22 protein-coding genes are annotated in these 22,747 nt (G+C 72.3%); 4 read left to right on the top strand and 18 right to left on the bottom strand.

Features of this window, described 5'->3' with window-relative positions:
* Positions 1–2: 2 nt before the first annotated feature.
* From ACHBTE_RS02595 to ACHBTE_RS02520, 16 genes are all read right to left on the bottom strand, one after another.
* Complete coding sequence (locus ACHBTE_RS02595) at positions 3–2,264, bottom strand: hypothetical protein (RefSeq protein ID WP_394721644.1); 2,262 nt, start codon at positions 2,262–2,264, stop codon at positions 3–5.
* Positions 2,265–2,432: 168 nt separating this feature from the next.
* Positions 2,433–3,173: a sirohydrochlorin chelatase gene (locus ACHBTE_RS02590; protein WP_394721643.1), complete on the bottom strand. Its 741-nt coding sequence runs from the start codon at positions 3,171–3,173 to the stop codon at positions 2,433–2,435.
* A 6-nt stretch (positions 3,174–3,179) separates the two neighbouring features.
* Positions 3,180–4,076, bottom strand: a complete 897-nt coding sequence (locus ACHBTE_RS02585) for an ABC transporter permease (protein WP_394721641.1) — start codon at positions 4,074–4,076, stop codon at positions 3,180–3,182.
* Positions 4,063–4,854 (bottom strand): ABC transporter ATP-binding protein, encoded by a 792-nt coding sequence (locus ACHBTE_RS02580; protein ID WP_394721640.1) that lies wholly within the window; start codon positions 4,852–4,854, stop codon positions 4,063–4,065. The genes ACHBTE_RS02585 and ACHBTE_RS02580 overlap by 14 nt, the downstream gene beginning before the upstream one ends.
* Before the next feature lie 41 nt (positions 4,855–4,895).
* Positions 4,896–5,999, bottom strand: coding sequence for an aliphatic sulfonate ABC transporter substrate-binding protein (locus ACHBTE_RS02575; RefSeq protein WP_394721639.1), 1,104 nt, complete (start codon positions 5,997–5,999; stop codon positions 4,896–4,898).
* A 120-nt stretch (positions 6,000–6,119) separates the two neighbouring features.
* Positions 6,120–7,454, bottom strand: a complete 1,335-nt coding sequence (locus ACHBTE_RS02570) for a sulfate adenylyltransferase subunit 1 (RefSeq protein ID WP_394721638.1) — start codon at positions 7,452–7,454, stop codon at positions 6,120–6,122.
* Positions 7,455–7,456: 2 nt separating this feature from the next.
* The gene (gene cysD, locus ACHBTE_RS02565) at positions 7,457–8,395 is read right to left on the bottom strand and encodes a sulfate adenylyltransferase subunit CysD (RefSeq protein ID WP_394721637.1); all 939 of its coding nucleotides are present in this window, start codon (positions 8,393–8,395) and stop codon (positions 7,457–7,459) included.
* Positions 8,392–8,970, bottom strand: coding sequence for an adenylyl-sulfate kinase (gene cysC / locus ACHBTE_RS02560; protein ID WP_394721636.1), 579 nt, complete (start codon positions 8,968–8,970; stop codon positions 8,392–8,394). The genes cysD and cysC overlap by 4 nt, the downstream gene beginning before the upstream one ends.
* Positions 8,967–9,677: a phosphoadenylyl-sulfate reductase gene (locus ACHBTE_RS02555; protein WP_394721635.1), complete on the bottom strand. Its 711-nt coding sequence runs from the start codon at positions 9,675–9,677 to the stop codon at positions 8,967–8,969. Before ACHBTE_RS02555 ends, cysC begins: the two co-directional genes overlap by 4 nt.
* A complete protein-coding gene (locus ACHBTE_RS02550) occupies positions 9,674–9,853 on the bottom strand; it encodes a hypothetical protein (protein WP_394721634.1) in 180 nt (59 codons plus the stop codon). The genes ACHBTE_RS02555 and ACHBTE_RS02550 overlap by 4 nt, the downstream gene beginning before the upstream one ends.
* The gene (locus ACHBTE_RS02545) at positions 9,850–11,550 is read right to left on the bottom strand and encodes a nitrite/sulfite reductase (protein ID WP_394721633.1); all 1,701 of its coding nucleotides are present in this window, start codon (positions 11,548–11,550) and stop codon (positions 9,850–9,852) included. The genes ACHBTE_RS02550 and ACHBTE_RS02545 overlap by 4 nt, the downstream gene beginning before the upstream one ends.
* Positions 11,551–11,678: 128 nt before the next feature.
* Complete coding sequence (locus ACHBTE_RS02540) at positions 11,679–11,762, bottom strand: putative leader peptide (RefSeq protein ID WP_310887545.1); 84 nt, start codon at positions 11,760–11,762, stop codon at positions 11,679–11,681.
* Between the two features lie 126 nt (positions 11,763–11,888).
* A complete protein-coding gene (locus tag ACHBTE_RS02535; protein WP_394721632.1) occupies positions 11,889–12,461 on the bottom strand; it encodes a GNAT family N-acetyltransferase in 573 nt (190 codons plus the stop codon).
* An 86-nt stretch (positions 12,462–12,547) separates the two neighbouring features.
* Complete coding sequence (locus ACHBTE_RS02530) at positions 12,548–13,837, bottom strand: hypothetical protein (RefSeq protein WP_394721631.1); 1,290 nt, start codon at positions 13,835–13,837, stop codon at positions 12,548–12,550.
* Between the two features lie 206 nt (positions 13,838–14,043).
* Positions 14,044–15,333: a GAF domain-containing protein gene (locus ACHBTE_RS02525; RefSeq protein WP_394721630.1), complete on the bottom strand. Its 1,290-nt coding sequence runs from the start codon at positions 15,331–15,333 to the stop codon at positions 14,044–14,046.
* Between the two features lie 378 nt (positions 15,334–15,711).
* On the bottom strand, positions 15,712–17,343 hold the full coding sequence (locus ACHBTE_RS02520) for an acyl-CoA dehydrogenase family protein (RefSeq protein ID WP_394721629.1): 1,632 nt from the start codon (positions 17,341–17,343) through the stop codon (positions 15,712–15,714).
* 134 nt (positions 17,344–17,477) lie between these two features.
* On the opposite strand from ACHBTE_RS02520, the gene ACHBTE_RS02515 reads away from it, so the two are divergent.
* Positions 17,478–18,623, top strand: coding sequence for a YihY/virulence factor BrkB family protein (locus ACHBTE_RS02515; RefSeq protein WP_394721628.1), 1,146 nt, complete (start codon positions 17,478–17,480; stop codon positions 18,621–18,623).
* A gap of 192 nt (positions 18,624–18,815) precedes the next feature.
* On the opposite strand, the gene ACHBTE_RS02510 is transcribed toward ACHBTE_RS02515, so the two are convergent.
* On the bottom strand, positions 18,816–19,667 hold the full coding sequence (locus tag ACHBTE_RS02510) for an NAD(P)H-binding protein (protein ID WP_394721627.1): 852 nt from the start codon (positions 19,665–19,667) through the stop codon (positions 18,816–18,818).
* Between the two features lie 80 nt (positions 19,668–19,747).
* On the opposite strand from ACHBTE_RS02510, the gene ACHBTE_RS02505 reads away from it, so the two are divergent.
* From ACHBTE_RS02505 to ACHBTE_RS02495, 3 genes are all read left to right on the top strand, one after another.
* On the top strand, positions 19,748–20,689 hold the full coding sequence (locus tag ACHBTE_RS02505) for an AraC family transcriptional regulator (protein ID WP_394721626.1): 942 nt from the start codon (positions 19,748–19,750) through the stop codon (positions 20,687–20,689).
* Positions 20,690–20,871: 182 nt separating this feature from the next.
* Positions 20,872–21,591, top strand: a complete 720-nt coding sequence (locus ACHBTE_RS02500) for a LuxR C-terminal-related transcriptional regulator (RefSeq protein ID WP_394721625.1) — start codon at positions 20,872–20,874, stop codon at positions 21,589–21,591.
* A gap of 26 nt (positions 21,592–21,617) precedes the next feature.
* On the top strand, positions 21,618–22,346 hold the full coding sequence (locus tag ACHBTE_RS02495; protein WP_394721624.1) for a helix-turn-helix domain-containing protein: 729 nt from the start codon (positions 21,618–21,620) through the stop codon (positions 22,344–22,346).
* Here ACHBTE_RS02495 and ACHBTE_RS02490 read toward each other — a convergent pair.
* Positions 22,332–22,730 (bottom strand): VOC family protein, encoded by a 399-nt coding sequence (locus tag ACHBTE_RS02490; protein ID WP_394721622.1) that lies wholly within the window; start codon positions 22,728–22,730, stop codon positions 22,332–22,334. The genes ACHBTE_RS02495 and ACHBTE_RS02490 overlap by 15 nt on opposite strands.
* Between the last annotated feature and the right edge of the window lie 17 nt (positions 22,731–22,747).

Below are 22,747 nucleotides of genomic sequence, written 5' to 3'. Positions count from 1 at the left end.
GCTCAGCGCACCACCAGGGTCGCGGGGGACGGTTCTTCGAGGCGGACGGCGCTCGCGTGGTCACCCAGCAGAAAGCCGCGCAGGGTGTACGGGGCCGTACAGGGCACGGCCGGCAACTCCTGCTCGACCGTGCCGTGCCGGGTCAGGTCGGTGCCGGGGATGCGCAGCACGGTGGTGCCGTCGGACGCGCTGCGCGGGCGCAGGGTGCCGCTGCGGGCGACGCACACGAACTCGGGGACGTCCGTGTGCCCTCGCGGGGCGGACAGGGTGACGCGCAGCAGGGTACGGCCGCGCCCGAGGAACCGGCGTGGCCCCCGCACCAGCCGGTACCCGATGGTGGTGTCCGGCGGGAGCACCACCTCGGCGGACGGGGCCGGTACGACGACGGCGCCGGGCGCCTGCGCAGCGGTCGAGGCACGGATCAGCACGCCACCCGGTCCGACGGGCAGCCGTAGCCCCCCGCGACGGTAGGCGTGGGCGGTGACGGTACGCCGCCCGCCGCCGGGGCCGGCGGCCGAGTCCGCGCTCGCGACCGCGGTGTCGTCCAACGGCTCCCAGGACACCAGCAGATGCCCGACGCCGTCCGGCCAGTCGAGGGTGACCGCGGCATGCCCGTCCGCCAGCCGCCGCGCCGCGAGCCCGGTCACGGGACGCAGCACCTCGACATCGACGGCGGGCCCGGCCAGCGCGCGCTCACCGAGCACGGCGACGGCGGCGACCCGCGTGAGCCCGTCCGGCGGCGGATCCAGCACCCCGGCCGGGCCGGACCCGTCGAGCCGGTACGGCAGCTCGTCGGTGCGCAGCTCACTGCCGGCCGGCGGCGGCTCCCCGGGCCATCGGACCAGGCGGACCTCGCTGTCCCGCGCGCCGGTCCACTCGAACCGCACCGCGGTGCCGTCGGGGCGGGCGCCGAGGGTGCGGACGGCATCGGGCCACGGGTGGACGGTGCGCACGGCGCGGACGCCGGGGGAGGGGACGAGGGCGCCGCCGGGGGCCCGGTACCGGCAGACGACGCGAACGGCATGCTCCCCGGCCGCGAGACCACCGGCCACGAACCCGCCCTCGCGGGACGGCAGTTCACCGGTGATCCCGTCCGGCCCCGTCCACTCGACGCTCACCTCGGCAACACCGGGCGGCGTCCGCCAGGTCCCCTCGATCCGCCCGGGTCCGTCGGTGAGCGTCAGCCCCTCCACCTCGGGGGCGACGAGCAGCCGCCGGGAGACGAGCGGCGGCCCGTCGACCCGTCCGGCACGCAGCGGCAGGGCGGCGTACCGGACCTCGGTGCCGAGCGCGACGGCCGTGTCCCGCGCCGTCCCGGTGGCCAGGGTCGGAACCTGCCGCACCTTGAGGGCGCCCTTCTTGTCGCCGTGCCCGCGCCGGGGCTCGTCCCCCTGGAGGCACAGCAGCAGCCACTCGTCGTCGCCACGACCGCCGTCCGTACCGTCCCAGGCCAACGCGACGTGATCCGGCCCGAGTTCGGCGTGCAGTGCGGCGGACTCTCCAGGCCGGGGCCGATGGTGCCGGACCAGGGCGTGCAAGGCGCGCCGGTCGTCGGCCGCCTCGCGCAGCGCGCGCAGCCACTCCTCGGCCGCCCGCTCGCCGTCCCCTCGGCCCTCGGCCTCCCGGGCCGCCCGCCGGGCCGCCTCCACGACGCCCAGCCGGGTGGTCAGAGCGCCCCGCAACGCCTCGAGGGCCGGGTCGGTGCGGTTCTGCGGCAGCCGTTCCAGCAGGGCGCGGACCCGGTGCAGCCGGTGCCGGGCCCAGGCGTCGGCCAGGGATTCGGCGGCGTCGCGCTGCCGCGGGGTGAGGGCGGGCCGCAGCCGCGCGGCGGCCACCAGGCCGGGCACCTCGTCGGGGTGGACACCCGACTCGGCGGCCACGCGGGCCCGTTCGCGCTCGCCCTGCTCCTGGAGCAGCCCTATCAGCTGGTACAGCACGACCCTGCGCGGGGCCTGCGGATCACGGTGGTGCAGTTCGGCCAGCAGCTGCGCGACGGGCGCCGCGGGGGTGGCTGAGTGGGCGAGACCGGCCAGCAGCGGGCCGTCGACGCGGGTCCGGCCACGCGGACCGGACGATATGTACAGGCCGTCGAGGACGCGTAACCCGCCGCCGCCCGAGGGCAGCAGGGCCGCGCCCAGGTGCAGTAAGCCCGCGGCGTGCTGCGCGGCGGCGAGCTCGGCGTAACCGGGCACGAGGGGGCTCAGGGGCAGCCCGGACAACGCCCGCGGCAACCCGAGATGATGCCCGAACTCCCGTCCCGCCACGTACGCCGCTCTCCCCCGATAGCTCTTCGAGGGACCATCCCAGCAGATCCCGGCGCCGCGGGGAGACTTTTTTCCGGAACCCGACCAGGCATTTTCCCGTCCGGCATCTTCCCGTCCGGCATCTTCCTGTCAGGCGGTTCCTCGTCAGGCGGCCTCCCGCCCGGGACTTCAGGCCCCGACCGCCGCCGCCATCGGCAGCCCCGCCGTGTCGTACCGCTCCAGCAGGACCCGCGCCACCTCGGGCGCGGCCCCCAGGACGTCCGCGAGTACGTCCGCGCCGGCCGCGCCCCGGGCGATCCGGTCCGGCAGGAAGCCGGGCGCGAGCACGTACGGGGCCACGGCCACCCGCTCGCAGCCCAGTGCCCGCAGCTCCCGCACCGCGTCCTCGGTGCGGGGCAGAGATGCGGAGGCGAACGCGGGCCGCACGGCGCACCAACCGGTGTGCCGCCACTCCCGCGCGATTTCTGCGATCACCGCGATCGCCTCCGGGTCGGTGGACCCCGCCGCGGCCAGCACGACCCCGGTCGAGGACTTGTCGGCGGGCGTCAGCCCCGCCTCGTACAACCGCCGTTCCAGAGCGGCCAGGAGCAGCGGCGACGGGCCCAGCACCTCCGCCTGGCGGATGCGCAGCCGCGGCGGCGCCGCCCGCAGCACCGCCGGGATGTCCGCCTTCGCATGGAACGCGCGCGTCAGCAGGAGAGGGAGCGCCACGACGTCACGTACGCCCTGTGCCGCCAGCGACTCCAGCACGCCCTGCACCGAAGGGATGTTGAAGTCCAGGAAGCCGGTCTCCACCCGCAGGTCCGGGCGCAGCGAGCGCACCCGGCGCACCAGGGCGTGCACCGTCGCGGCATGCCGCGGATCGCGGCTGCCGTGGCCGATGACGAGAAGAACCGGCTTGGTGAACACGGGGACTCAGCTCCTTGCCAGCAGACCGCGGCTGCGCAGCACCCACCGCTCCAGCGGGCTGAAGATCAGCAGGTCGATGGCGATACCGACGATCAGGATGAGCAGGATGGCGAAGAAGACCATGGACATGGAGCTCGTGTTGCGGCCGTTCTCCAGCAACTGTCCGAGGCCCACGCCGAGGTCGGGGGAGGAGGCGATGATCTCCGCGGCCATCAGCGACCGCCAGGAGAAGGCCCACCCCTGCTTCAGACCCGCCAGATAGCCGGGCAGCGCCGCCGGCATCACGATGTGCCAGGTGCCCTTCAGACCCGTCGCGCCCAGCGTGCGGCCCGCCCGCAGGAACAGCGGCGGCACCTGGTCGACGCCGGACACCAGCCCGTTGGCGATCGAGGGCACCGCGCCGAGCAGGATCACCGCGAACATCATCCGGTCGTTCAGGCCCAGCCAGATCACCGCCGGCGGCACCCAGGCGACCGACGGCAGCGACTGGAGGCCGGAGAGGATCGGCCCGAACGCCGCGCGCACGAACCGCACCCGCGACACCAGCAGGCCCAGCGGCGTGCCGATCGCCAGCGCCAGCAGGAAGCCCAGCAGACCGCGCGAGACGGACGTCCAGACGTACGAGTGGAGCGTGCCCTCGAGCCAGGACTCGCGCAGCTCGCCCCACACGTCGGACGGCGTGGGCAGCTTCGTCGGATCGTCGGCGATCCCGGACGACACCAGGAACTGCCAGACCGCGAGCACGAGGACCACGGCGACGATCGGCGGCAGGATCTTCTGCGTCAGGGTCCTGCGGAACGGCGTACGACTCGTCTGGACCGTCTCCAGGGCGTCCAGCCCCGCTTCGAGCCCGGCGAGATCGTTGCCGTCCTTCGCGGCGACGCTCGTGTCAGTGCTGGCCATGTCGGCGGATCTCCCCACGCAGTTCTTCGGTGATCTCCCGGGACAGCTCCGCCACCGCGGTGTCCTCGATGCGACGCGGCTGCGGGATGTCGACCGTCCACTCCCGCGCGACGCGTCCCGGGCGGGAGGACAGCAGCACGACCCGCTCGGCCAGCCGCACCGCCTCGCGCACGTTGTGCGTCACGAACAGCACCGACAGCCGTGTCTCGCGCCAGATCCGGGTCAGCTCGTCGTGCAGCACGTCCCGCGTGATCGCGTCCAGAGCCGCGAACGGCTCGTCCATCAGCAGCAGCTTGCTGTCCTGGGCGAGCGCGCGGGCCATGGCGACGCGCTGACGCATACCGCCGGACAGCTCGTGCACCCGCTTGCCGTACGCGCCCTTCAGCCGGACCAGTTCGAGCAGCTCCTCGGCGCGCTCGCGCCGCTCGGCCTTGGGCACGCCCCGCAGCTTGAGGGCGAGTTCGATGTTCTTGCCCGCGGTCAGCCAGGGGAAGAGCGCGTGCTCCTGGAACATCAGCGCCGGGCGGCCGTCGGTCGTGATGTCGCCCGCGCTGGGCCGGTCGAGTCCGGCCACCAGGTTCAGCAGCGTCGACTTGCCGCAGCCGGACGCCCCGAGGAGCGTGACGAACTCGCCGGGCGCGACATCGAGCGTGATGTCGTCGAGGACGAGCTGCTGACCGGCGGGGCCGGCGAAGGACTTCGAGACATGCTCGATGCGCGCGGCGTGCGCCACGGGCGCGGCCGTGTCGTCGGCGGCCTTGGCGAGGGCGGTTGCCATGGTCGTCACCTCCTGGGAACTCATCGGGATCGTTGCGTCGCTCACGACGTCACGCCGAGACCGGCGTCGTCGAACTCGTCCTTGCCCTCGCCCTTGAGGACCTTGTTCAGCGGATTCAGGTCGTAGATGCCGGTCAGATCGGGCTGCTGGAGCAGGCCCGCCTCGACGGCGTGCTCGGCCTCGGTGACGAGCGTCGACGCCAGCGGGTCGTCGGTGACCTGGATCGACCGCCATGCCGGGTCGAGGACGTCGGCGGGCAGCGGCTTGCCGGTGTCGGCCTCCAGCTGGGCGTTGGCCGCGGCCTTCGCCCGCTCCGGGTTGTCGCCGATCCACTTGTTGGCCTTCACCGAGGCACGCAGGACGGCCTCCACGGCCTTCGGGTGCTCCTTCAGGAAGCTCTGCGACACGACGACGTTCGTGATCACGAACTTCTTGTCCGGCCACAGGTCGGCCTCGTCGAGGAGCACCTTGCCGCCCTCGGCGACCAGCTTCGAGGCGGTCGGCTCCGGCACCCAGGCGCCGTCGATCGAACCGGACCTGTAGGCGTCCGGGGCGATCTTGTTGTCGGTGCGGACGACCGAGACGTCACCCTGGCCGCTCTCCGCGTCGACCTTCCAGCCCCGCTCGGCGATCCAGTTGAGGAACGCCACGTCCTGGGTGTTGCCGAGCTGCGGGGTGGCGATCTTCTTGCCCTTGACGTCCTTGAGGGACTTGACCTTCTCCGGGTTCACCACGAGCTTCACGCCGCCCGACGCCGAACCGGAGACGATCCGCAGGTTCTTGCCGCCGGACTTGAGGTAGCCGTTGATCGCCGGGGACGGGCCGATCCAGCCGATGTCGATGGAGCCGGAGTTCAGCGCCTCGATCTCCGACGGGCCCGCGTTGAACGTGGCGTACTCCGCCCGCGTGCCGCCCAGCTCCTTCTGGAACAGCCCCTGCTGCCGGCCGACCAGGGCGGTGGCGTGGGTGAGGTTCCCGAAGTAGCCGATCTTCACCGAGTCCAGCCCGTCCACCTTGGGTGCCCCGGCGATGGCCTGCTCCGTGTTCTCCTTGGCCTGCGAGCCGTAGCCGCAGGCCGCGAGGGCGAGCAGCGGGAGCGCGGCCAGGACGGCGAGCGTCCGTCGCAGGGCGGGGGTGGCAGGCACGGGAGAGGTTCCTCTCGGTGGCCCGGCTCGCACGCCCGTGTCAGGTCGTGGCCGGGGAGTCGTCGGATTCGTCCGGGGCGGCGGGCATCAGGTGCGCGCGGGCCGGCGCGCACATCGTTCTCAGAAGTCCCACCCGTCGTCCTCGGCCTCGTCCTTGACCGGCTCCGGAGAGGCGAACGACTCGCCGACCATGCCCGCGGTGAGCGTGGTGCCGTCGTTCGGGTCGATCAGGATGAACGAGCCGGTGCGGCGGGAGTCGGCGTAGGAGTCGACGGGCAGCGGTTCGGCGGTGCGGACCTTCACCCGGCCGATGTCGTTGGCGACGAGCTGCCCCGGATGCGGGTGCAGGGACAGGTCGTCGAGCGTCAGCCGGGACGGGATGTCCTTGACGATCGCCTTGACAGTGCGGGTGCCGTGCTTGAGCAGCACCCGGTGGTCGACCCGCAGCGGCTGGTCGGCGACATGGCAGACCGTGGCCTCGATGTCCTGCGTGGTCGCGGGCGCGTCCTTGCTCGGCACGATCAGATCGCCGCGCGAGATGTCGATGTCGTCCTCCAGCAGGACGGTCACCGACTGCGTGGTCCAGGCGACGTCGACCGCTTCACCGAGCAGGTCGATGCCGGAGATCTTCGAGGTACGGCCGGACGGGAGCACGGTGACCGACTCGCCGACGCGGAACGAACCGGCGGCGATCTGACCGGCGTAGCCCCGGTAGTCGGGGTGCTCGGCGGTCTGCGGGCGGATCACGTACTGCACGGGCAGCCGGGCGTGGCAGTGGCTCAGGTCGTGGCTGACCGGGACCGTCTCCAGGTGCTCCAGGAAGGTCGGCCCGCCGTACCAGTCCATGTTCGCCGACGGGTCCACCACGTTGTCGCCGGCCAGCGCCGAGATCGGGATCGCGGTGATCTCCGGGACGCCCAGCTCCAGCGCGTACGCCGTGAACTCCTCGGCGATCGCGGCGAAGACGGACTCCTGGTAGTCGACCAGGTCCATCTTGTTCACGGCGAGGACGACGTGCGGCACCCGCAGCAGGGCCGCGATCGCGGCGTGCCGGCGGGTCTGCTCGACGACGCCGTTGCGGGCGTCGACCAGGATCACCGTCAGCTCGGCCGTCGACGCGCCCGTGACCATGTTGCGGGTGTACTGCACATGGCCGGGGGTGTCGGCGAGGATGAACCGGCGCCGGGCCGTGGCGAAGTAACGGTACGCCACATCGATCGTGATGCCCTGCTCGCGCTCGGCACGCAGGCCGTCGGTGAGCAGCGCCAGGTCGGGGGCGTCCTGGCCGCGGCTGGCCGAGGCGCGCTCCACCGCCTCCAGCTGGTCGGTGAGCACGGACTTGGAGTCGTGCAGCAGCCGTCCCACCAGGGTGGACTTGCCGTCGTCGACGGAGCCCGCGGTGGCGAACCGCAGCAGGGTCGTGGCCGAGAGTTCCTCGGTCGTGATCGTGCTCATGCTTAGAAGTACCCCTCGCGCTTACGGTCTTCCATCGCGGCCTCGGAGAGCTTGTCGTCGGCGCGGGTCGCGCCGCGCTCGGTGAGCCGGGAGGCGGCGATCTCGGTGATGACCTGCTCCAGGGTCACCGCGTCGGAGTCGACGGCACCGGTGCAGGACATGTCGCCCACGGTCCGGTAACGCACCAGCCGCTTCTCGACCTTCTCCTCGTCCTTCGGTCCGCCCCACTCACCGGCGGTCAGCCACATGCCGCTGCGCTTGAAGACCTCGCGCTCGTGCGCGAAGTAGATCTGCGGCAGCTCGATGTCCTCGCGGGCGATGTACTGCCAGACGTCCAGCTCGGTCCAGTTGGACAGCGGGAACACCCGGACGTGCTCGCCGGGCGCGTGCCGGCCGTTGTAGAGGTTCCACAGCTCGGGCCGCTGCCGGCGCGGGTCCCACTGCGAGAACTCGTCCCGCAGCGAGAACACCCGCTCCTTGGCCCGGGCCTTCTCCTCGTCGCGCCGCCCGCCGCCGAAGACCGCGTCGAACTTCTCGCTCTGGATCTTCTCGGTGAGCGGCACGGTCTGGAGCGGGTTACGGGTGCCGTCCGGGCGCTCCTTGAGCACCCCGCGGTCGATGTAGTCCTGCACCGAGGCCACGTGCAGCCGCAGGCCGTGCCGGGCGACCGTGCGGTCCCGGTATTCGATGACCTCGGGGAAGTTGTGGCCGGTGTCCACGTGCAGCAGCGAGAAGGGGACCGCCGCGGGGGCGAACGCCTTCAGCGCCAGGTGCAGCATGACGATGGAGTCCTTGCCGCCGGAGAACAGGATCACCGGCCGCTCGAACTCGCCCGCGACCTCACGGAAGATGTGCACCGCCTCGGACTCCAACGCGTCCAGGTGCGAGAGGGCGTACGGGGAGTCCGTGCCCTCCTCCACCGTGGCGACCGTCGTCGTCATGCCAAACCCCTTTCGCTGAGCAGGGCGTACACCGACGCCGCGGACTCCTGCACGGTCTGGTTCTGGGACTCGATCCGCAGATCGGGCGACTCGGGCGCCTCGTACGGGTCGTCGACCCCGGTCAGTCCGGTCAGCTCGCCCGCGGCCTGCTTGGCGTACAGACCCTTCACATCGCGCACCGAGCACACCTCGACCGGCGTGGCCACATGCACTTCCAGGTACGCCGTGCCGCTGACCTCGTGGCGCTTGCGCACGGCGTCCCGGCTGTCGGCGTACGGCGCGATGACCGGGACGAGCGTCTTGACGCCGTTGCGGGCGAGCAGATCGGCGAGGAAGCCGATGCGCTGCACGTTGGCGTGCCGGTCCGCGCGGCTGAAGCCGAGGCCCGCCGAGATGAACTCGCGGATCTCGTCGCCGTCGAGCACCTCGACGCGGTGGCCGTCCGCGCGCAGCCGGCCGGCCAGTTCATGGGCGATGGTGGTCTTGCCGGCGCTCGGCAGACCCGTGAGCCAGACGGTGGCTCCGCTCGTCACCTGGTTCTCCTGAGTCGCAGTGGTCGTGATGGTCGTCGTCATCCGTGCAGCCCGCACTCGGTCTTGGCGCGGCCCGCCCAGCGGCCGGCGCGCGCGTCCTCGCCCGCCAGGACCCGGCGGGTGCAGGGGGCGCAGCCGACGGAGGCGTAACCGTCCATCAGCAGCGGGTTGGTGAGGACGCCGTGCTCGGCGACGTAGGCGTCCACGTCGTCCTGGGTCCAGCGCGCGATCGGGGAGACCTTGACCTTGCGCCGCTTGTCGTCCCAGCCGACCACCGGGGTGTTCGCCCGGGTCGGGGACTCGTCGCGGCGCAGACCGGTCGCCCAGGCCGCGTAATCCTTCAGGCCCCGCTCCAGCGGCTCCACCTTGCGCAGCTTGCAGCACAGGTCGGGGTCGCGGTCGTGCAGCTTCGGGCCGTACTCGGCGTCCTGCTCGGCGACCGACTGGCGCGGGGTGAGGGTGATGACATTGACGTCCATCACGGCCTCGACCGCGTCGCGGGTGCCGATGGTCTCCTCGAAGTGGTAGCCGGTGTCGAGGAACACGACGTCCACACCGGGCCTGGCGCGGGAGGCGAGGTGGGCGACCACCGCGTCCTCCATCGACGAGGTCACGCAGAAGCGCCTGCCGAACGTGTCGACGGCCCACTGGAGGATCTCCAGCGCGCTGGCGTCCTCCAGGTCACGGCCCGCCTGCTCGGCGAGTGCCTTGAGCTCCTCGGTCGTGCGCTCTTCCTGAGTCGTCGTCATATCTCGTCTCCCCCTGCGTCGTCGGGCTGAAGGCCCCGGGCCAGCAGCCCGAGGAACTTCAACTGGAATGCGCGGTTGCAGGCCGCGCATTCCCACGTTCCGTGACCCTGCTCGCTCGGACGCAGGTCCTCGTCGCCGCAGTAGGGGCAGTAGAAGGGGGCGGCCCGCTCGCTCACGACAGGGCCTCCTCGGAGGCGCGCGCGGCCCAGGTCGCGAACCGCTCGCCGTCCTCGCGCTCCGCCTGGAACCGCTTGAGGACGCGCTCGATGTAGTCGGGCAGCTCGTCGGAGGTGACCTTCAGGCCACGCACCTTGCGGCCGAACCCGGCCTCCAGGCCGAGCGCGCCGCCCAGGTGCACCTGGTAGCCCTCGACCTGCTGGCCCTGGTCGTTGACGACCAGCTGGCCCTTGAGACCGATGTCCGCCACCTGGATACGGGCGCAGGCGTTCGGGCAGCCGTTGAGGTTGATGGTGAGGGGCTGGTCGAAGTCCGGCAGCCGGCGCTCCAGCTCGTCGATCAGCGTGGCACCGCGCTGCTTGGTCTCGACGATGGCGAGCTTGCAGAACTCGATGCCGGTGCACGCCATGGTGCCCCGCCGGAACGAGGACGGCCGGGCGGTGAGGTCGAGCGCCTCCAGGCCCTCGACCAGCGAGTCCACCTGACCCTCCTCGACGTCCAGGACGATCATCTTCTGCTCGACGGTGGTGCGCACCCGGCCCGAACCATGGGCCTCGGCCAGGTCGGCGATCTTCGTGAGGGTGGCGCCGTCGACGCGTCCCACGCGCGGCGCGAAGCCGACGTAGAAACGGCCGTCCTTCTGCCGGTGCACACCGATGTGGTCCCGCCACTGCTGCACGGGCTGCTCGGGGGCGGGCCCGTCGATCAGCTTGCGCCCGCCCAGGTACTCGTCCTCCAGAACCTGCCGGAACTTCTCGGCGCCCCAGTCGGCGACGAGGAACTTCAGGCGGGCGCGGTTGCGCAGCCGACGGTAGCCGTAGTCACGGAAGATCGAGATGACGCCCTCGTAGACGTCCGGGACGTCGTCGATCGACACCCAGGTGCCGAGCCGCACACCCAGCTTGGGGTTGGTGGACAGGCCGCCGCCGACCCACACGTCGAAGCCCGGGCCGTGCTCAGGGTGGCGTACGCCGACGAACGCGACGTCGTTGATCTCGTGCACCACGTCGAGCAGCGGCGACCCCGAGATGGCCGTCTTGAACTTCCGGGGGAGGTTGGAATACGCCTTGTTGTTCAGGACCCGGCGCTTCATCTCCTCCAGCGCGGGGGTGGCGTCGATGATCTCGTCCTCGGCGATGCCCGCGACGGGGGAGCCGATCATCACACGCGGGGTGTCGCCGCAGGCCGTGACCGTGGACAGGCCGACGCCCTCCAGCCGTTCCCAGATCGCGGGCATGTCCTCGATCCGGATCCAGTGGTACTGGACGTTCTGCCGGTCGGTGATGTCCGCGGTGCCGCGCGCGAACTCCTGGGAGATCTCCCCGATGACCCGCAGCTGCCGGGTGGTCAGCGCCCCGCCGTCGATGCGGACGCGCAGCATGAAGTAGGAGTCGTCCAGCTCCTCCGGCTCCAGGATCGCGGTCTTGCCGCCGTCGATCCCGGGCTTGCGCTGGGTGTACAGCCCCCACCAGCGCATACGGCCACGCAGATCGTTCGGGTCGATGGAGTCGAAGCCGCGCTTGGAGTAGATCGTCTCAATGCGTGTCCGCACATTGAGACCGTCGTCGTCCTTCTTGAACTGCTCGTTGCCGTTCAGCGGGGTGTGGTGCCCCACGGCCCACTGACCCTCACCGCGGTGACGGCTCACCTTGCGGCGGGGAGTCGCGGCGGCAGGCTTCTGCGGGGTGGCGGCCATGGTTATTCGTCCTTCGGGACAGGCGGGAATGCGGCTCTGACCTGCGCGTACGGGCGCATGGGCATACGTGCGCGACATTGCGCGGGAATGAGGCGAGGAAAGGGGAGGTCGGGCGCTGCTGGGCTGGCTCAGCGCGCCGGACAGATGGCGCTGGACATGCGGCCGAGGTCGACGTGCCGCCGACTCACCAAGGCAATTCCAGTTCCAGGCATGACGGAAGCGTGTCACGGCGATCTGGACACAGTCCAGCTTCGTCCATCATGCGGACATCAGTGTCCCGACAGGCGAGACGTGAGTGGTGTCTGTCACATGGCGGTATCGAGTCTTGTCCGCCCAGCTCAGGCGAGGTAGGCGCACGGCCAGGGGCCCGGGGTGGGCACCTCGGCCTCCTCCTCCACCTTGGTGTCGAAGAGCCTGAAGCCCCGGCGCAGGTAGTTGTCCATGGCGTGCTCCCCGTCCTTGCTGCAGGTGTGCAGCCAGACCCGCTTCGTCTGTGCCAGCCCCGGCCAGCGGTCCGCCAGGTCCCAGGCACGGGCGGCGCCGTACGCCAGCAGACGACCGCCGATGCGTCGCCCGCGGAAGGCCGGGATCAAGCCGAAGTAGACGATCTCCACGACCCCGTCGTCCTGGGCTTCCAGCTCCACGTACCCCGCCGGAGTGCCCTGCTCGTACGCCACCCACGTCTCCACGCCGGGCCGCTGCAGGTGCTTCTGCCACTGGGCGTACGTCCAGCCGAGCCGGTCGGTCCACCGGATGTCCCCGCCGACCGAGGCGTACAGAAACCGGCTGAACTCGGGCGAAGGGACCTCGGCACGGACGATCCGCACGTCGCCCTCCGGGGCGGCGGCCGGCAGGACGTCGGTGGGGGCGGTCTGCTCGAGGGACCAGGTGGTCACGGGGATGGTGCTCATGGCGGCCAGAGAACCATCCGGGCCGCCGGTCTGTCGACCGGCGTCCACGGCGGCTCGGCCAGGGCCGGATGATCCGAACGGCAGCCCTAATCCAGTGCCCGGTCGATCGACCTCAGCGGCACGGCGAACAGCATCCGGCCCGACTGGGACCAGACCTCGCCGGTCGCCTCCCAGTAGGAAAGGGGGCCGACCTGGGCACCCCAGCAGCGCGGGGCGTCCTCCGAACCGCAGCGGGTGGCCTTTGCGCCCTCGGTGTTCTGGCGCCACATGCTGCCCTGCCGGTCCGTGGTGCCGGGGACCCGGCCCAGATACCAGTCGGCGCGCTTGGTCCCGGCCGCCCGATGCGACAGGATGCCCGCCGTACCGGACGCCTCCGTCTCGTACGCCTCGACCGCGGCGGCGGATCCGGCGGGGTCGGTGGCCAGCAGGCCGGGGCGCGCCGGGTCCTTGCTGAAGTCGTACCGCCACAGCCGGGCGTGCCGGTCGCTGTCCACCGGGGTCCACTCGCTCGCGACCAGGCTGTCGGGCGCGGTGCTGCGGTCCAGTGCGACGGCGCCCAGGCGGGGGGCGCGGTCCGCGCCGGTCAGCCGGTACGAGCCGATGGCCGGCAGCACGAAGCGCTGGCCGTGGGCCGACCAGCCGTCCCCGACCCGGCCCACCGCGGCGGCGTCGACGGTGGTGCGCTGGACGCGGTTCATGTCGTAGACGAACAGCCCGTCGTCGGCGGTGACCAGCAGCTTGTCCTGGTACCAGACCATGCCGGAAAGACGGGAGGTCAGGGCGCGGTAGTCGCGCCCGCCGTCCACCGGTACGACGAGGAGGGCGGAAGCGTGGCGCAGGTGGTTCAGGTCGTTCGCGTCGACGAAGGAGACCCGGGCGAGGCCCCGGTCGCCGCTGCCCTGGCTCCAGCCGGAGAGGATCACCCGGTTGTCGTTCCACCAGCCGTCGTCGTCGGCGTCGCCCGAGGTCGTGACCGCGCCCGCCCGCCAGGAGCGGGTGTCGGCGGCGTCCCAGCAGTACGCGCGGGTGGCGGCCGGCGCGACCGGGAGTGCCGTGCGCTCCCCGGCCGTGCAGCCGGACGCGGTGCGCAGGCTGCGGTCGGCGCTCTCCAGGACCGCGCGGACACCGACCGGCTCGCCCATCCGGGAGGCGAGTTCGTCGAGGGTGGCCTGCGGGGCCAGCTGCTCCCGCAGCCCGAGCGCGCGTGTCTCGCCCGCCCCGGTGAGGGGCTCCAGCGCCCCGGGATCGTCGCCGACCGTGGCCTGTGAGGCGCTGATCATCGTGGCGGCGGCGGTGAGTGCGAGGGCGGTTCCGGCCAGGAACGCGCGCATCGCTCGCCCCTGCTTGCGTCGGCGGTGTCTGCCGCGGTGCTTCATCCAACCTCCCGAGGCGAGCCAACTGCCCCCAATGGTCCGTGCGTTGACCAAAGGAGCAGGTGGGGTGGCCCGTAGAGGGATGCTACGGCAGTTGAGCACGCTTGCGGACTAAGACCCCGCAAATATGCGGAAGATGCCACTCTTGCTCCGGAAATCCCGCTCTCGGTCCCGACGCCCCGCTTGCGCTCCGGAAATCCCGCTCGCGCTCAGGACGGCCCGGTCGAGGTCCGCCCCCGCGCCACCGCCGGCGCCGTCGAGTGGGGCAGCAGATCGCGGGGGTCGTCCGGCAGCAGCACCCCGACCTCGGCGTCCTCACCGAAGCGGTACGGGCGATGCTCCAGGAACGCCCCCAGATAGCGCCGCACCCGGGACATCTCGGCCCGGACCGTGACCGTACGGCCCGCGTCGCCGAACATGTCCTCGGCCAGCTCCGCCGCGCTGCGGCCGGCGCGATGCAGGGCCAGCAGGTAGAGCAACTCGGCATGCCGGGGGCTCAGTTCATGGCACCAGGAGCCCGCGCCGCCGGACACCGTCACCGACCAGCGGCGCGGCTGCGTCAGATCCAGCACGATGCGGGTCGCCCCGGGCGGGACCGGCTCGTCCGCGGCCCGCAGCAGCCAGCCGCCGGCCAGCGATTCCACCGCGCACAGCCCCAGCGGCGGCAGCCAGCGCCGCCCCGGCGACAGGGACTTGGGCAGCGCCACCCGGTTCGTGTACGGCATCCCGGTCACCGCTGCCGTCCAGCCGTCCCGGTCCACCACCAGCGCCCGCCCGGCGATCCGGGCCAGCACCGGAGCCGCCACCGCGCGCAGCCGCTCCAGCGAGGTCAGATGCAGCTCGCGCAGCCTTGCCTCGGCCAGCTTGGCCACTGTGTCGACCCAGGCGAGCGTGGCCGGATGCATGGTCTCCAGCGGTCCGCTGATGTCCACCACGCCGATCAGCCGGCCGTCCCTGGGGTCGGTGATGGGGGCGCCGGTGCAGGTCCAGGAGGTCTGCGAGCGCTGGAAGTGCTCGGAGGCGAAGACCTGCACGGGCCGGCGGACCACGGCCGGGGTGCCCACGCCGTTCGTGCCGACGACGCTTTCCCGCCAGTCGGCACCCAGTTCGAAGCCCAGGCCGTCCGCCCTGCGCAGCACCGAGGAGTTGCCCTCCCGCCACAGCACCCGGCCCTCGTGGTCGGCGACGACCATGATGTGGTGGGCGATGTCCGCGACCGACAGCAACCCCTCGCGCAGCACCGGCAGCACATGCCTGAGGGCGGTGGTCTCGCGGCGTCGCTGCACCTCCTCCCGGGACAACAGCCCGGAACGGACGTCGTGGTCCGGATCGACGCCGCCCCGCAGCACGCGTTCCCAGGACTGCTCGATCACCGGGCGCGGCGCGACGGGCGCGCGCCCACCGGAGAGCGTGGCGGCGCGGACCTCGCTGAGCACTCGCGCCGCCCGCGCCGCGTCCACGGCGGCCAACTGCGTCACGTCCGTCGGCGAGTGCGCCAAGGGTCCTCCCGGTTCGACTCGTCGTGCGAAGCGGCCGTGCAATCGGCACTGCAATCGGCGCTGCAATTTCATAGTGCCCTCCGCCGCTCGCGGAGGGACACAGTCCGCACACAGACGCCAACAAGTTGCAACCCCTTGCAACCCTGGTGGACCGTCCTGGCCTGATTGAGACTTGAGCAACGCCGTCCCGAGCGGCGTTCGCGGCCTCGAACGGGCCATGAGCGGGGGTGGTGCCGTGTCGGCGCAGCACCACCCCCTACCTCCGGCGGTCGGGCGGGTTGCGTCTCGCAGGTGCCGTTTGGTGTCTCGTCGGCAGGTGCGGGTCGGTCGTGGCCGGTCGCGCAGTTCCCCGCGCCCCTGAGCCCGTCGACCTGGCGGTCAGTTCGGCGTCGCCCGGGCCACGATGGCCGGCAGAGCGAGGTTGTGGGGAAGGGTGCCGAAGACGGTGCCCGCGTCGGTGCCCAGGCGGGACGCACAGAACGCGTCGGCGACCTCCGGCGGGGCGAAGCGGATCAGCAGGGAACCCTGGAGCACCAGCGCGAGCCGCTCGGTGACGCGGCGGGCCCGGGCCTCGATGCCCTCCAGGTCGGCCAGTTCCGTCAGCAGGCCCTTGATCGCCGCGTCCAGGCGGTGATCGGCGCCGCGGGCGAGGCCGACCTCCTGGAGGTAGGCGTTCAGCGCCGCGGGCTCCCGTTGCAGGGCCCGCAGCACGTCCAGGGCCTGGACGTTGCCCGCGCCCTCCCAGATGGAGTTCAGCGGTGATTCGCGCACCAGCCGGGGCATGCCGGACTCCTCGACGTATCCGTTGCCGCCCAGGCACTCGGACGCCTCGACCGTGAGCGGTGTGCAGCGCTTGGTCACCCAGTACTTCGCGGCCGGCACCGCGATCCGCAGCAGTGCCCGCTCCTGTTCACCGCCGTCGTCGTAGGCGGCGGCGAGCCGCAGCGCGAGGGTGGTCGCCGCCTCCGACTCGACGGCCAGGTCGGCCAGGACATTGCGCATCAGCGGCTTGTCGACGAGCTTCCCGCCGAACGCCTCGCGGTGGGCGCAGTGGTGGATCGCCTGCGCGACCGCCTGCCGCATGAGGCCGGCGGACCCCAGTACGCAGTCGAGGCGGGTCGCCGCCACCATCTCGATGATGGTGCGCACCCCACGCCCCTCCTCGCCGACCCGGCGCGCCCACGTCCCGTCGAACTCGACCTCGGCGGAGGCGTTCGAGCGGTTGCCCAGCTTGTCCTTGAGACGCTGGATGAGGAAGACGTTGCGGCTGCCGTCCTCCAGGACGCGTGGCACCAGGAAACAGGTGAGGCCGTCCGGTGCCTGCGCGAGCACCAGGAAGCCGTCCGACATCGGCGCCGAGCAGAACCACTTGTGGCCGGTCAGCGTGTACGTCCCGGCCTCGGCGAGCGGGGTGGCGGTCGTCGTGTTGGCCCGTACGTCGCTGCCGCCCTGCTTCTCTGTCATGCCCATGCCGAACAGGGCGCCGGCCTTCTGCCCGGCCGGCCGCAGCTCACGGTCGTAGATCATGGACGTCAGCCGCGGTTCCCACTCCGCGGCCAGCGCGGGGTCGGTGCGCAGCGCGGGAATCGCCGCGTGGGTCATGGACAGCGGGCAGCCGTTGCCCGCCTCGACCTGCGTCCACATCAAGAACGCCGCGGCCCGCCGCACATGCCCGCCCGGGCGCACCCAGGCCGCGGTCATCCCCGCCGCGACGCCCTTGCCGAGCAGCCGGTACCAGGACGGATGGAAGTCGACCTCGTCGATCCGGCGGCCGTGCCGGTCGTGGGTGCGCAGCCGCGGCGGATGCTCGTTGGCCAGCGTCCCCCACTCCAGGAGCTGCGCCGAGCCGCAGGACCGGCCGAGCGCCGCCAGCTCCGACCCGACCTCGTCCAGCAGCTCCGGGGCGAGGTGCCGCTCGACCGCCTCGGTCAGCGCCCGGTCGGCGCCGTAGACGTCGTACTGGGCCAGGGGCGGGGGCTGGTTGGTCACGGTGTGCGTGCTGCCTGCCATGGCTGTGAACCTACCCCGGTGCGAGCCGGCGGTCCCCTCCCGGACGCAGCGGCGGGGCGAGGGGCCGGGCGGGTGGCGCGGCGCGCCCCGCCGCCGCGATGAGCGCGCCCCCGTACGGCGGATACCTTTAGGTCGTGCAGTCAGCAAGTGAATCCCCCCAGCGGTCCTCCGGCCGTCTCCACCGGGCACGGGTCCTCTACCGGAACGTCTCCAAGCGCAGGACCGCCTGGCTGCTTCTCAAGGACACCGTCAACTCCTGCATCGAGTACCGCATCCTGGGCCTCGCGGCCGAAGCCGCGTTCTTCACACTGCTGTCCGTCCCCCCACTCCTCCTGAGCCTCATCGGCCTCCTAGGCCACGTGGACGTCTGGACTGGCACCGACACCATCAGCAGCCTGGAGACCAACCTCCTGGAGGCCTCCCGCACCGTCCTGTCCGACGAGGGCGTACGCCAGATCGCCCAGCCGATCCTGGACGACGTCATGAAGGGCGGTCGCCCCGACGTCATCTCCGTCGGCTTCCTGTTCGCCCTGTGGTCGGGGTCGCGCGCGGTGAACGTCTTCATAGACACGATCACCGTGATGTACGGCCTGGACGGCGTCCGGGGCATCGTCAAGACCCGGCTGGTGGCGTTCCTGCTGTTCATCGCCGCGCTGCTGATCGGCTCGGTGGCGCTGCCGCTGATGGTGGCGGGACCGGACGCGGTCGTGCGGATCGTGCCGTGGTCGGAGACCCTGGTGCAGGTCCTGTACTGGCCGGTCGTGATCGTGCTGTCGATCGCGTTCCTGACGACGCTGTACCACGTGTCCGTGCCGGTGCGCTCGCCCTGGATCGAGGACGTGCCCGGCGCGCTCGTCGCCCTCGGCATGTGGGTGCTGGGCAGCTTCCTGCTGCGCATCTACCTGACCAACACGATCGAGGGCGCGACGATCTACGGCTCCCTCGCCGCCGCCGTCGCCGTACTGCTGTGGATCGGCGTCTCCGCCTTCGCCGTGCTCGTCGGGGCCGCCGTCAACGCCGCGATCGACCGGGTCTGGCCGGCCGCCGCGACGGCCGCGGCCCGCGCCGCCAACGAAAGGCTGCGCGAGGCCCAGGTCGCCGAGTACGTGGCCCGCGCCGCCGCCGGCCGGGAACCGGACCCCGACGACCCCGACATGCCGTCGGAGTTCCCCGAACGCTGGTCCCGCTTCCTGCCGCCGGAGGACGTGACGTCCCGGCTGCGCACTCATGTGAAGAGCCCGCACCACCACCACCATCCGCACAAGCCGGAGGACTCCTAGGGGGTGTTTCGAAAGTCTCGTGCGGTGCCCGCGGTGTCCGGTGCGTGCCCTCGGCGTGCCGGACGAAGGCCCTCGTACTGGACGTACTTGGGCCTTTGGCCGGTGCGGCGAGGGTGCGTGCCGGGCGCCGTGGGTGCTGTGCGGGACTATCGAAACACCCCCTAGCCGCCCGGGTCGCACATCCGTCCCCCCTCACGCCCGCCACGCCCCCGCCGCCGCGGCCTGACGGGCGAAGTCGGCGAAGTCGCGCGGCTCCCGGCCCAGCACCTCGTGGACGTCGTGCGTGACATGGGCGTTGCGGCCGTCCATGAGGGTGTCGAAGACCTCGATCAGCAGCTCGGCCTCCTCCGGCGGCACACCGAACCCGGTCAGGGCCTCGCCGTACGCCCGGGTCGGGACCGGCGTGTACGTGAGCGGGCGGCCCGCCGCCGCGGAGATCTCCGCGACCGCCTCCCGCCACGACAGCAGCCGCGGCCCGGTCACCTCCAGCGTCCGCCCCGTGAACCTGTTCCCCGACGTCAGCACGGCCGTCACCACGTCCGCGATGTCCCGCACGTCGATGAACGGCTCCTTCACCTCACCCGCGGGGAAGACCAGCTCGCCCTGGCGCATCCCCTCCACCAGCGGCCCCTCGCTGAAGTTCTGCGCGAACCACGCCGCCCGTACGACCGTCCAGTCCGCGCCGGACGACCGCAGCGCCTCCTCGGCCGGCAGCGCCTGGTCCTCGCCGCGCGCCGACAGCAGCACCAGCCGCCGTACGCCGAGCCCGACCGCCTCCCGCGCGAGCGCCCCGACCCCCTCGGCCGCCGCCGGGGAACCGATGTCGGACGGGTACATCAGATACGCCGCGTCCGCGTCCCGCAGGGTCTCGGCCCAGGTGGTCGGGTCCTCCCAGTCGAAGCCCCGCGCCCGGGACGCGGCCCGCACCGTGAGCCCCGCCGCGCGCGCCGCCCCCGCCACCCGGCTCCCGGTACGACCGGAGGCCCCGGTCACCACCACCGTCATCGCTCGCGTGTTCGCCGTATCGGCCGTGTTCTTCGCCATGCCCCCAGTCAACGGCCGGGCGCCCCGACAGCCCATCGCTGAACGGCTCATTCCCATACGCGGCCGTCTACGCTGACGCCATGGACGCTCTCGCCGGCCTGCTGGAGGGCCCCCGGGCACGTGGCGCCTTCATGATCCGAGCGTGCTTCGAGCCGCCGTGGGCCATCCGCGTCGAGGACCGCGCCCCGCTCACCGTCATGGTCATGGTCCGCGGCGAGGCCTGGGTCAGCCCCGACCGGGGGGAGCGGATCAGACTGCGCCCCGGAGACCTCGCGATCGCCCGCGGCCCCGACCCCTACACCTGCGCCGACGACCCCGGCACCGCACCCCAGGCCCTGATCCTTCCGGGCGCCGAGTGCCGTTACCCCGACGGGCGCTCCCTCAACGGCTCCATGGACCTCGGGGTGCGCACCTGGGGCGACCGGACGGACGGCTCGGCCGTGATGCTGATCGGCACCTATCTGTGGCAGGGCGAGATCAGCGGGCGGCTGCTGAACGCGCTGCCGCCGCTGCTGTCCCTCACGGCCGACGTGTGGGACTGCCCTTTCACGCCCTACCTCATGGAGGAGGTCGTCCGCGACGAACCCGGCCAGGAGGTCGTCCTCGACCGGCTGCTCGACCTGCTGGTCATCGCCGCGCTCAGAGCCTGGTTCTCCCGCCCGGAGGCGGCGGCGCCGGCCTGGTACCAGGCGCTGGCCGACCCGGTCGTGGGCCGGGTGCTGCGGCTCGTCCAGGACGATCCCGCGCATCCCTGGACCGTGGCCTCGCTGGCGGCCAAGGCCGGGGTGTCGCGGGCCGCGCTCGCCCGCAGGTTCACCGAGCTGGTGGGGGAGCCGCCGATGACGTACCTCACGGGCTGGCGGCTCGGACTGGCCGCGGACGCGCTGCGGGACACCGACGACACGCTGGACGCGATCGCCCGGAGAGTCGGATACGGCAGCGCGTTCGCGCTGTCCAGCGCCTTCAAGCGGGTCTACGGCGTGAGCCCGCAGGAGCATCGGGGGCGGGTGGCCGTCGGGTAGGGGTGGGCGCGGCCGGTCGCGCAGTCCGGCGGCGGTGCCCCGCGGGAACGCGAGGCACCGCCCTCCCCCTCGATGGCAGGCGGCGGTCAGCCCCAGGACCAGCTGCCGCACAGGCTGTGGTTGGCCTGCCAGTTGGCGCCGAGGCAGACCCGGAACTTCACATGCCGGATCGGGGTCCGCGCATGCTGGAAGGTGCCCCAGTACGCCTTGCCGTCCTCGTCCACGCAGTCCTGGGAGTTGACCCGGTACTGGCCCTTCCAGGCCCCGTTGACCTTCTTCTGGTAGTAGACCTCGGTGAGCGCGCACCACCCGTCGCGCACACTGTCGTTCGCGGCCGTGCGGACCTCGGTCGCGTACCCGTTCGCCTCGCTGCCGTTGGACCAGTGGACCTGCCCCCGGCCCTGCGCCTGGGACGGGCCGCTCGGGCTCTTCGGGTAGGTCAGCGACCAGCCGGTGTCCTGGGCGTGGGCGCCGATCGTCCAGCCACTCACCTGACCACCTTCGACCTCGACGAGTACGTGTACGGGGCGCTGCGCGCCGGAGCCTGCGGGTTCCTCCTCAAGGACTCCGGCCCGGAACGGCTGCTCGCCGCGGTGGCCGCCGTCGCCGGCGGAGACGCGCTCTTCGCGCCCAGCGTCACCCGCCGCCTGGTCGAGGCGTACGCACGCCACAGCGCCCGCGAACAGCCCACCGACCTCCAGGCACTGACCTCCCGCGAACTGGAGGTCCTCAAGCTGATCGCACGGGGCCTGTCCAACCCGGAGATCGCCGACCTCCTCTACATCAGCGAGGCGACGGTCAAGACCCACCTCAACCGCACGATGACCAAGCTGGACCTGGACAGCAGGGCACAGGCGGTGGTGGTGGCGTACGAGTCCGGTCTGGTGACGCCGGGCGGATAGCGGTCGCCGGAGCGTAGCCTGGCCCCGTGTACAGGGAGCGGGCCTCTCGGCTGCCCGGTGCCGTGACGTGGGCGAACACGCCCGGCGGGGCCGCGGCGGGGCGTGTGCTGCCCGACGGATGCATGGATCTGCTCTGGCACGACGGGCGGCTGCTGGTCGCCGGGCCCGACACCCGCGCGCACCTCACCGAAGGCGATGGCAGCGCCTGGGCTGGCGTCCGGTTCTTTCCCGGGACCGCGCCCGGCATCCTGTCGGTGCCCGCGCACGAACTGCGCGATCTGCGCGTCGACCTCGCCGAACTGTGGCCGGCCGCGGAGGTACGGCGGCTGCGCGGCCGTATCGAGGGCGCGCCCGACCCGCTGACCGCGCTCGAGGACGTGGCCCGGGAGCGGGCCGCCGAGACCCGGCCGCCCGACCCGCTGCTGCGGCAGGTCGTCACCGCACTCGACGCTGGGCGGCCCGTCGCGGCCACCGCCGACGAACTCGGCCTCGGCGCACGCCAGTTGCACCGCCGTTGCCTCACCGCCTTCGGATACGGCCCCAAGACGCTCGCCCGGATCCTGCGGATGCAGCGGGCCCTGGGCCTCGCCCGCCTCGGAGTGCCGTTCGCGGACACGGCCGCCCGCGCGGGCTTCGCCGACCAGGCTCATCTGGCCCGGGACATCAAGGAGTTGGCGGGGGTGCCGCTCGGGGAGCTGCTCGGCGAGCGGGGCGGGCCTCCGGGCGCACGACGGGAATTGTCAGACGTCCCCTAGAGGCGCGAACAGGTCGACGCCGTTTCCGTCCGGGTCGTGCACGCTCGCGTACCGCTGGCCCCAGAAGGCGTCCCAGGGCTTCAGTTCACCGTGGCAGCCGGCGGCCACCAGCTCCTCGTACACCGTGTCGACCTCCGCCGGGCTCTCGCAGCGCAGCGCGAGCGAGTGCCGGCCGCCGCCCGTGGGGGGCTGCCACTGCGGGAGGAAGGAGAGGACCGTCTCTTCGGTGTCGAGCATCAGCCGCAGCCCGCCCGGCAGTGCGGCCTCGGTGTGCGGCTCGCTCTCGGCGCCCTCGGGGAAGGCGAAACCGAGGCGGCGATAGAAGGCGACGGAGGCGGCCATGTCGGAGACGACGAGGCCGATCGCATCGAATCGTGGAGTCATGAGGCCACCGTAAGCAC

The sequence above is a fragment of the Streptomyces sp. M41 genome, from assembly GCF_043673425.1.
GTDB lineage: Bacteria > Actinomycetota > Actinomycetes > Streptomycetales > Streptomycetaceae > Streptomyces.
The sequence above is the reverse complement of the archived record's forward strand: the minus strand, read 5'-3'. Positions and strand labels throughout refer to the sequence as shown.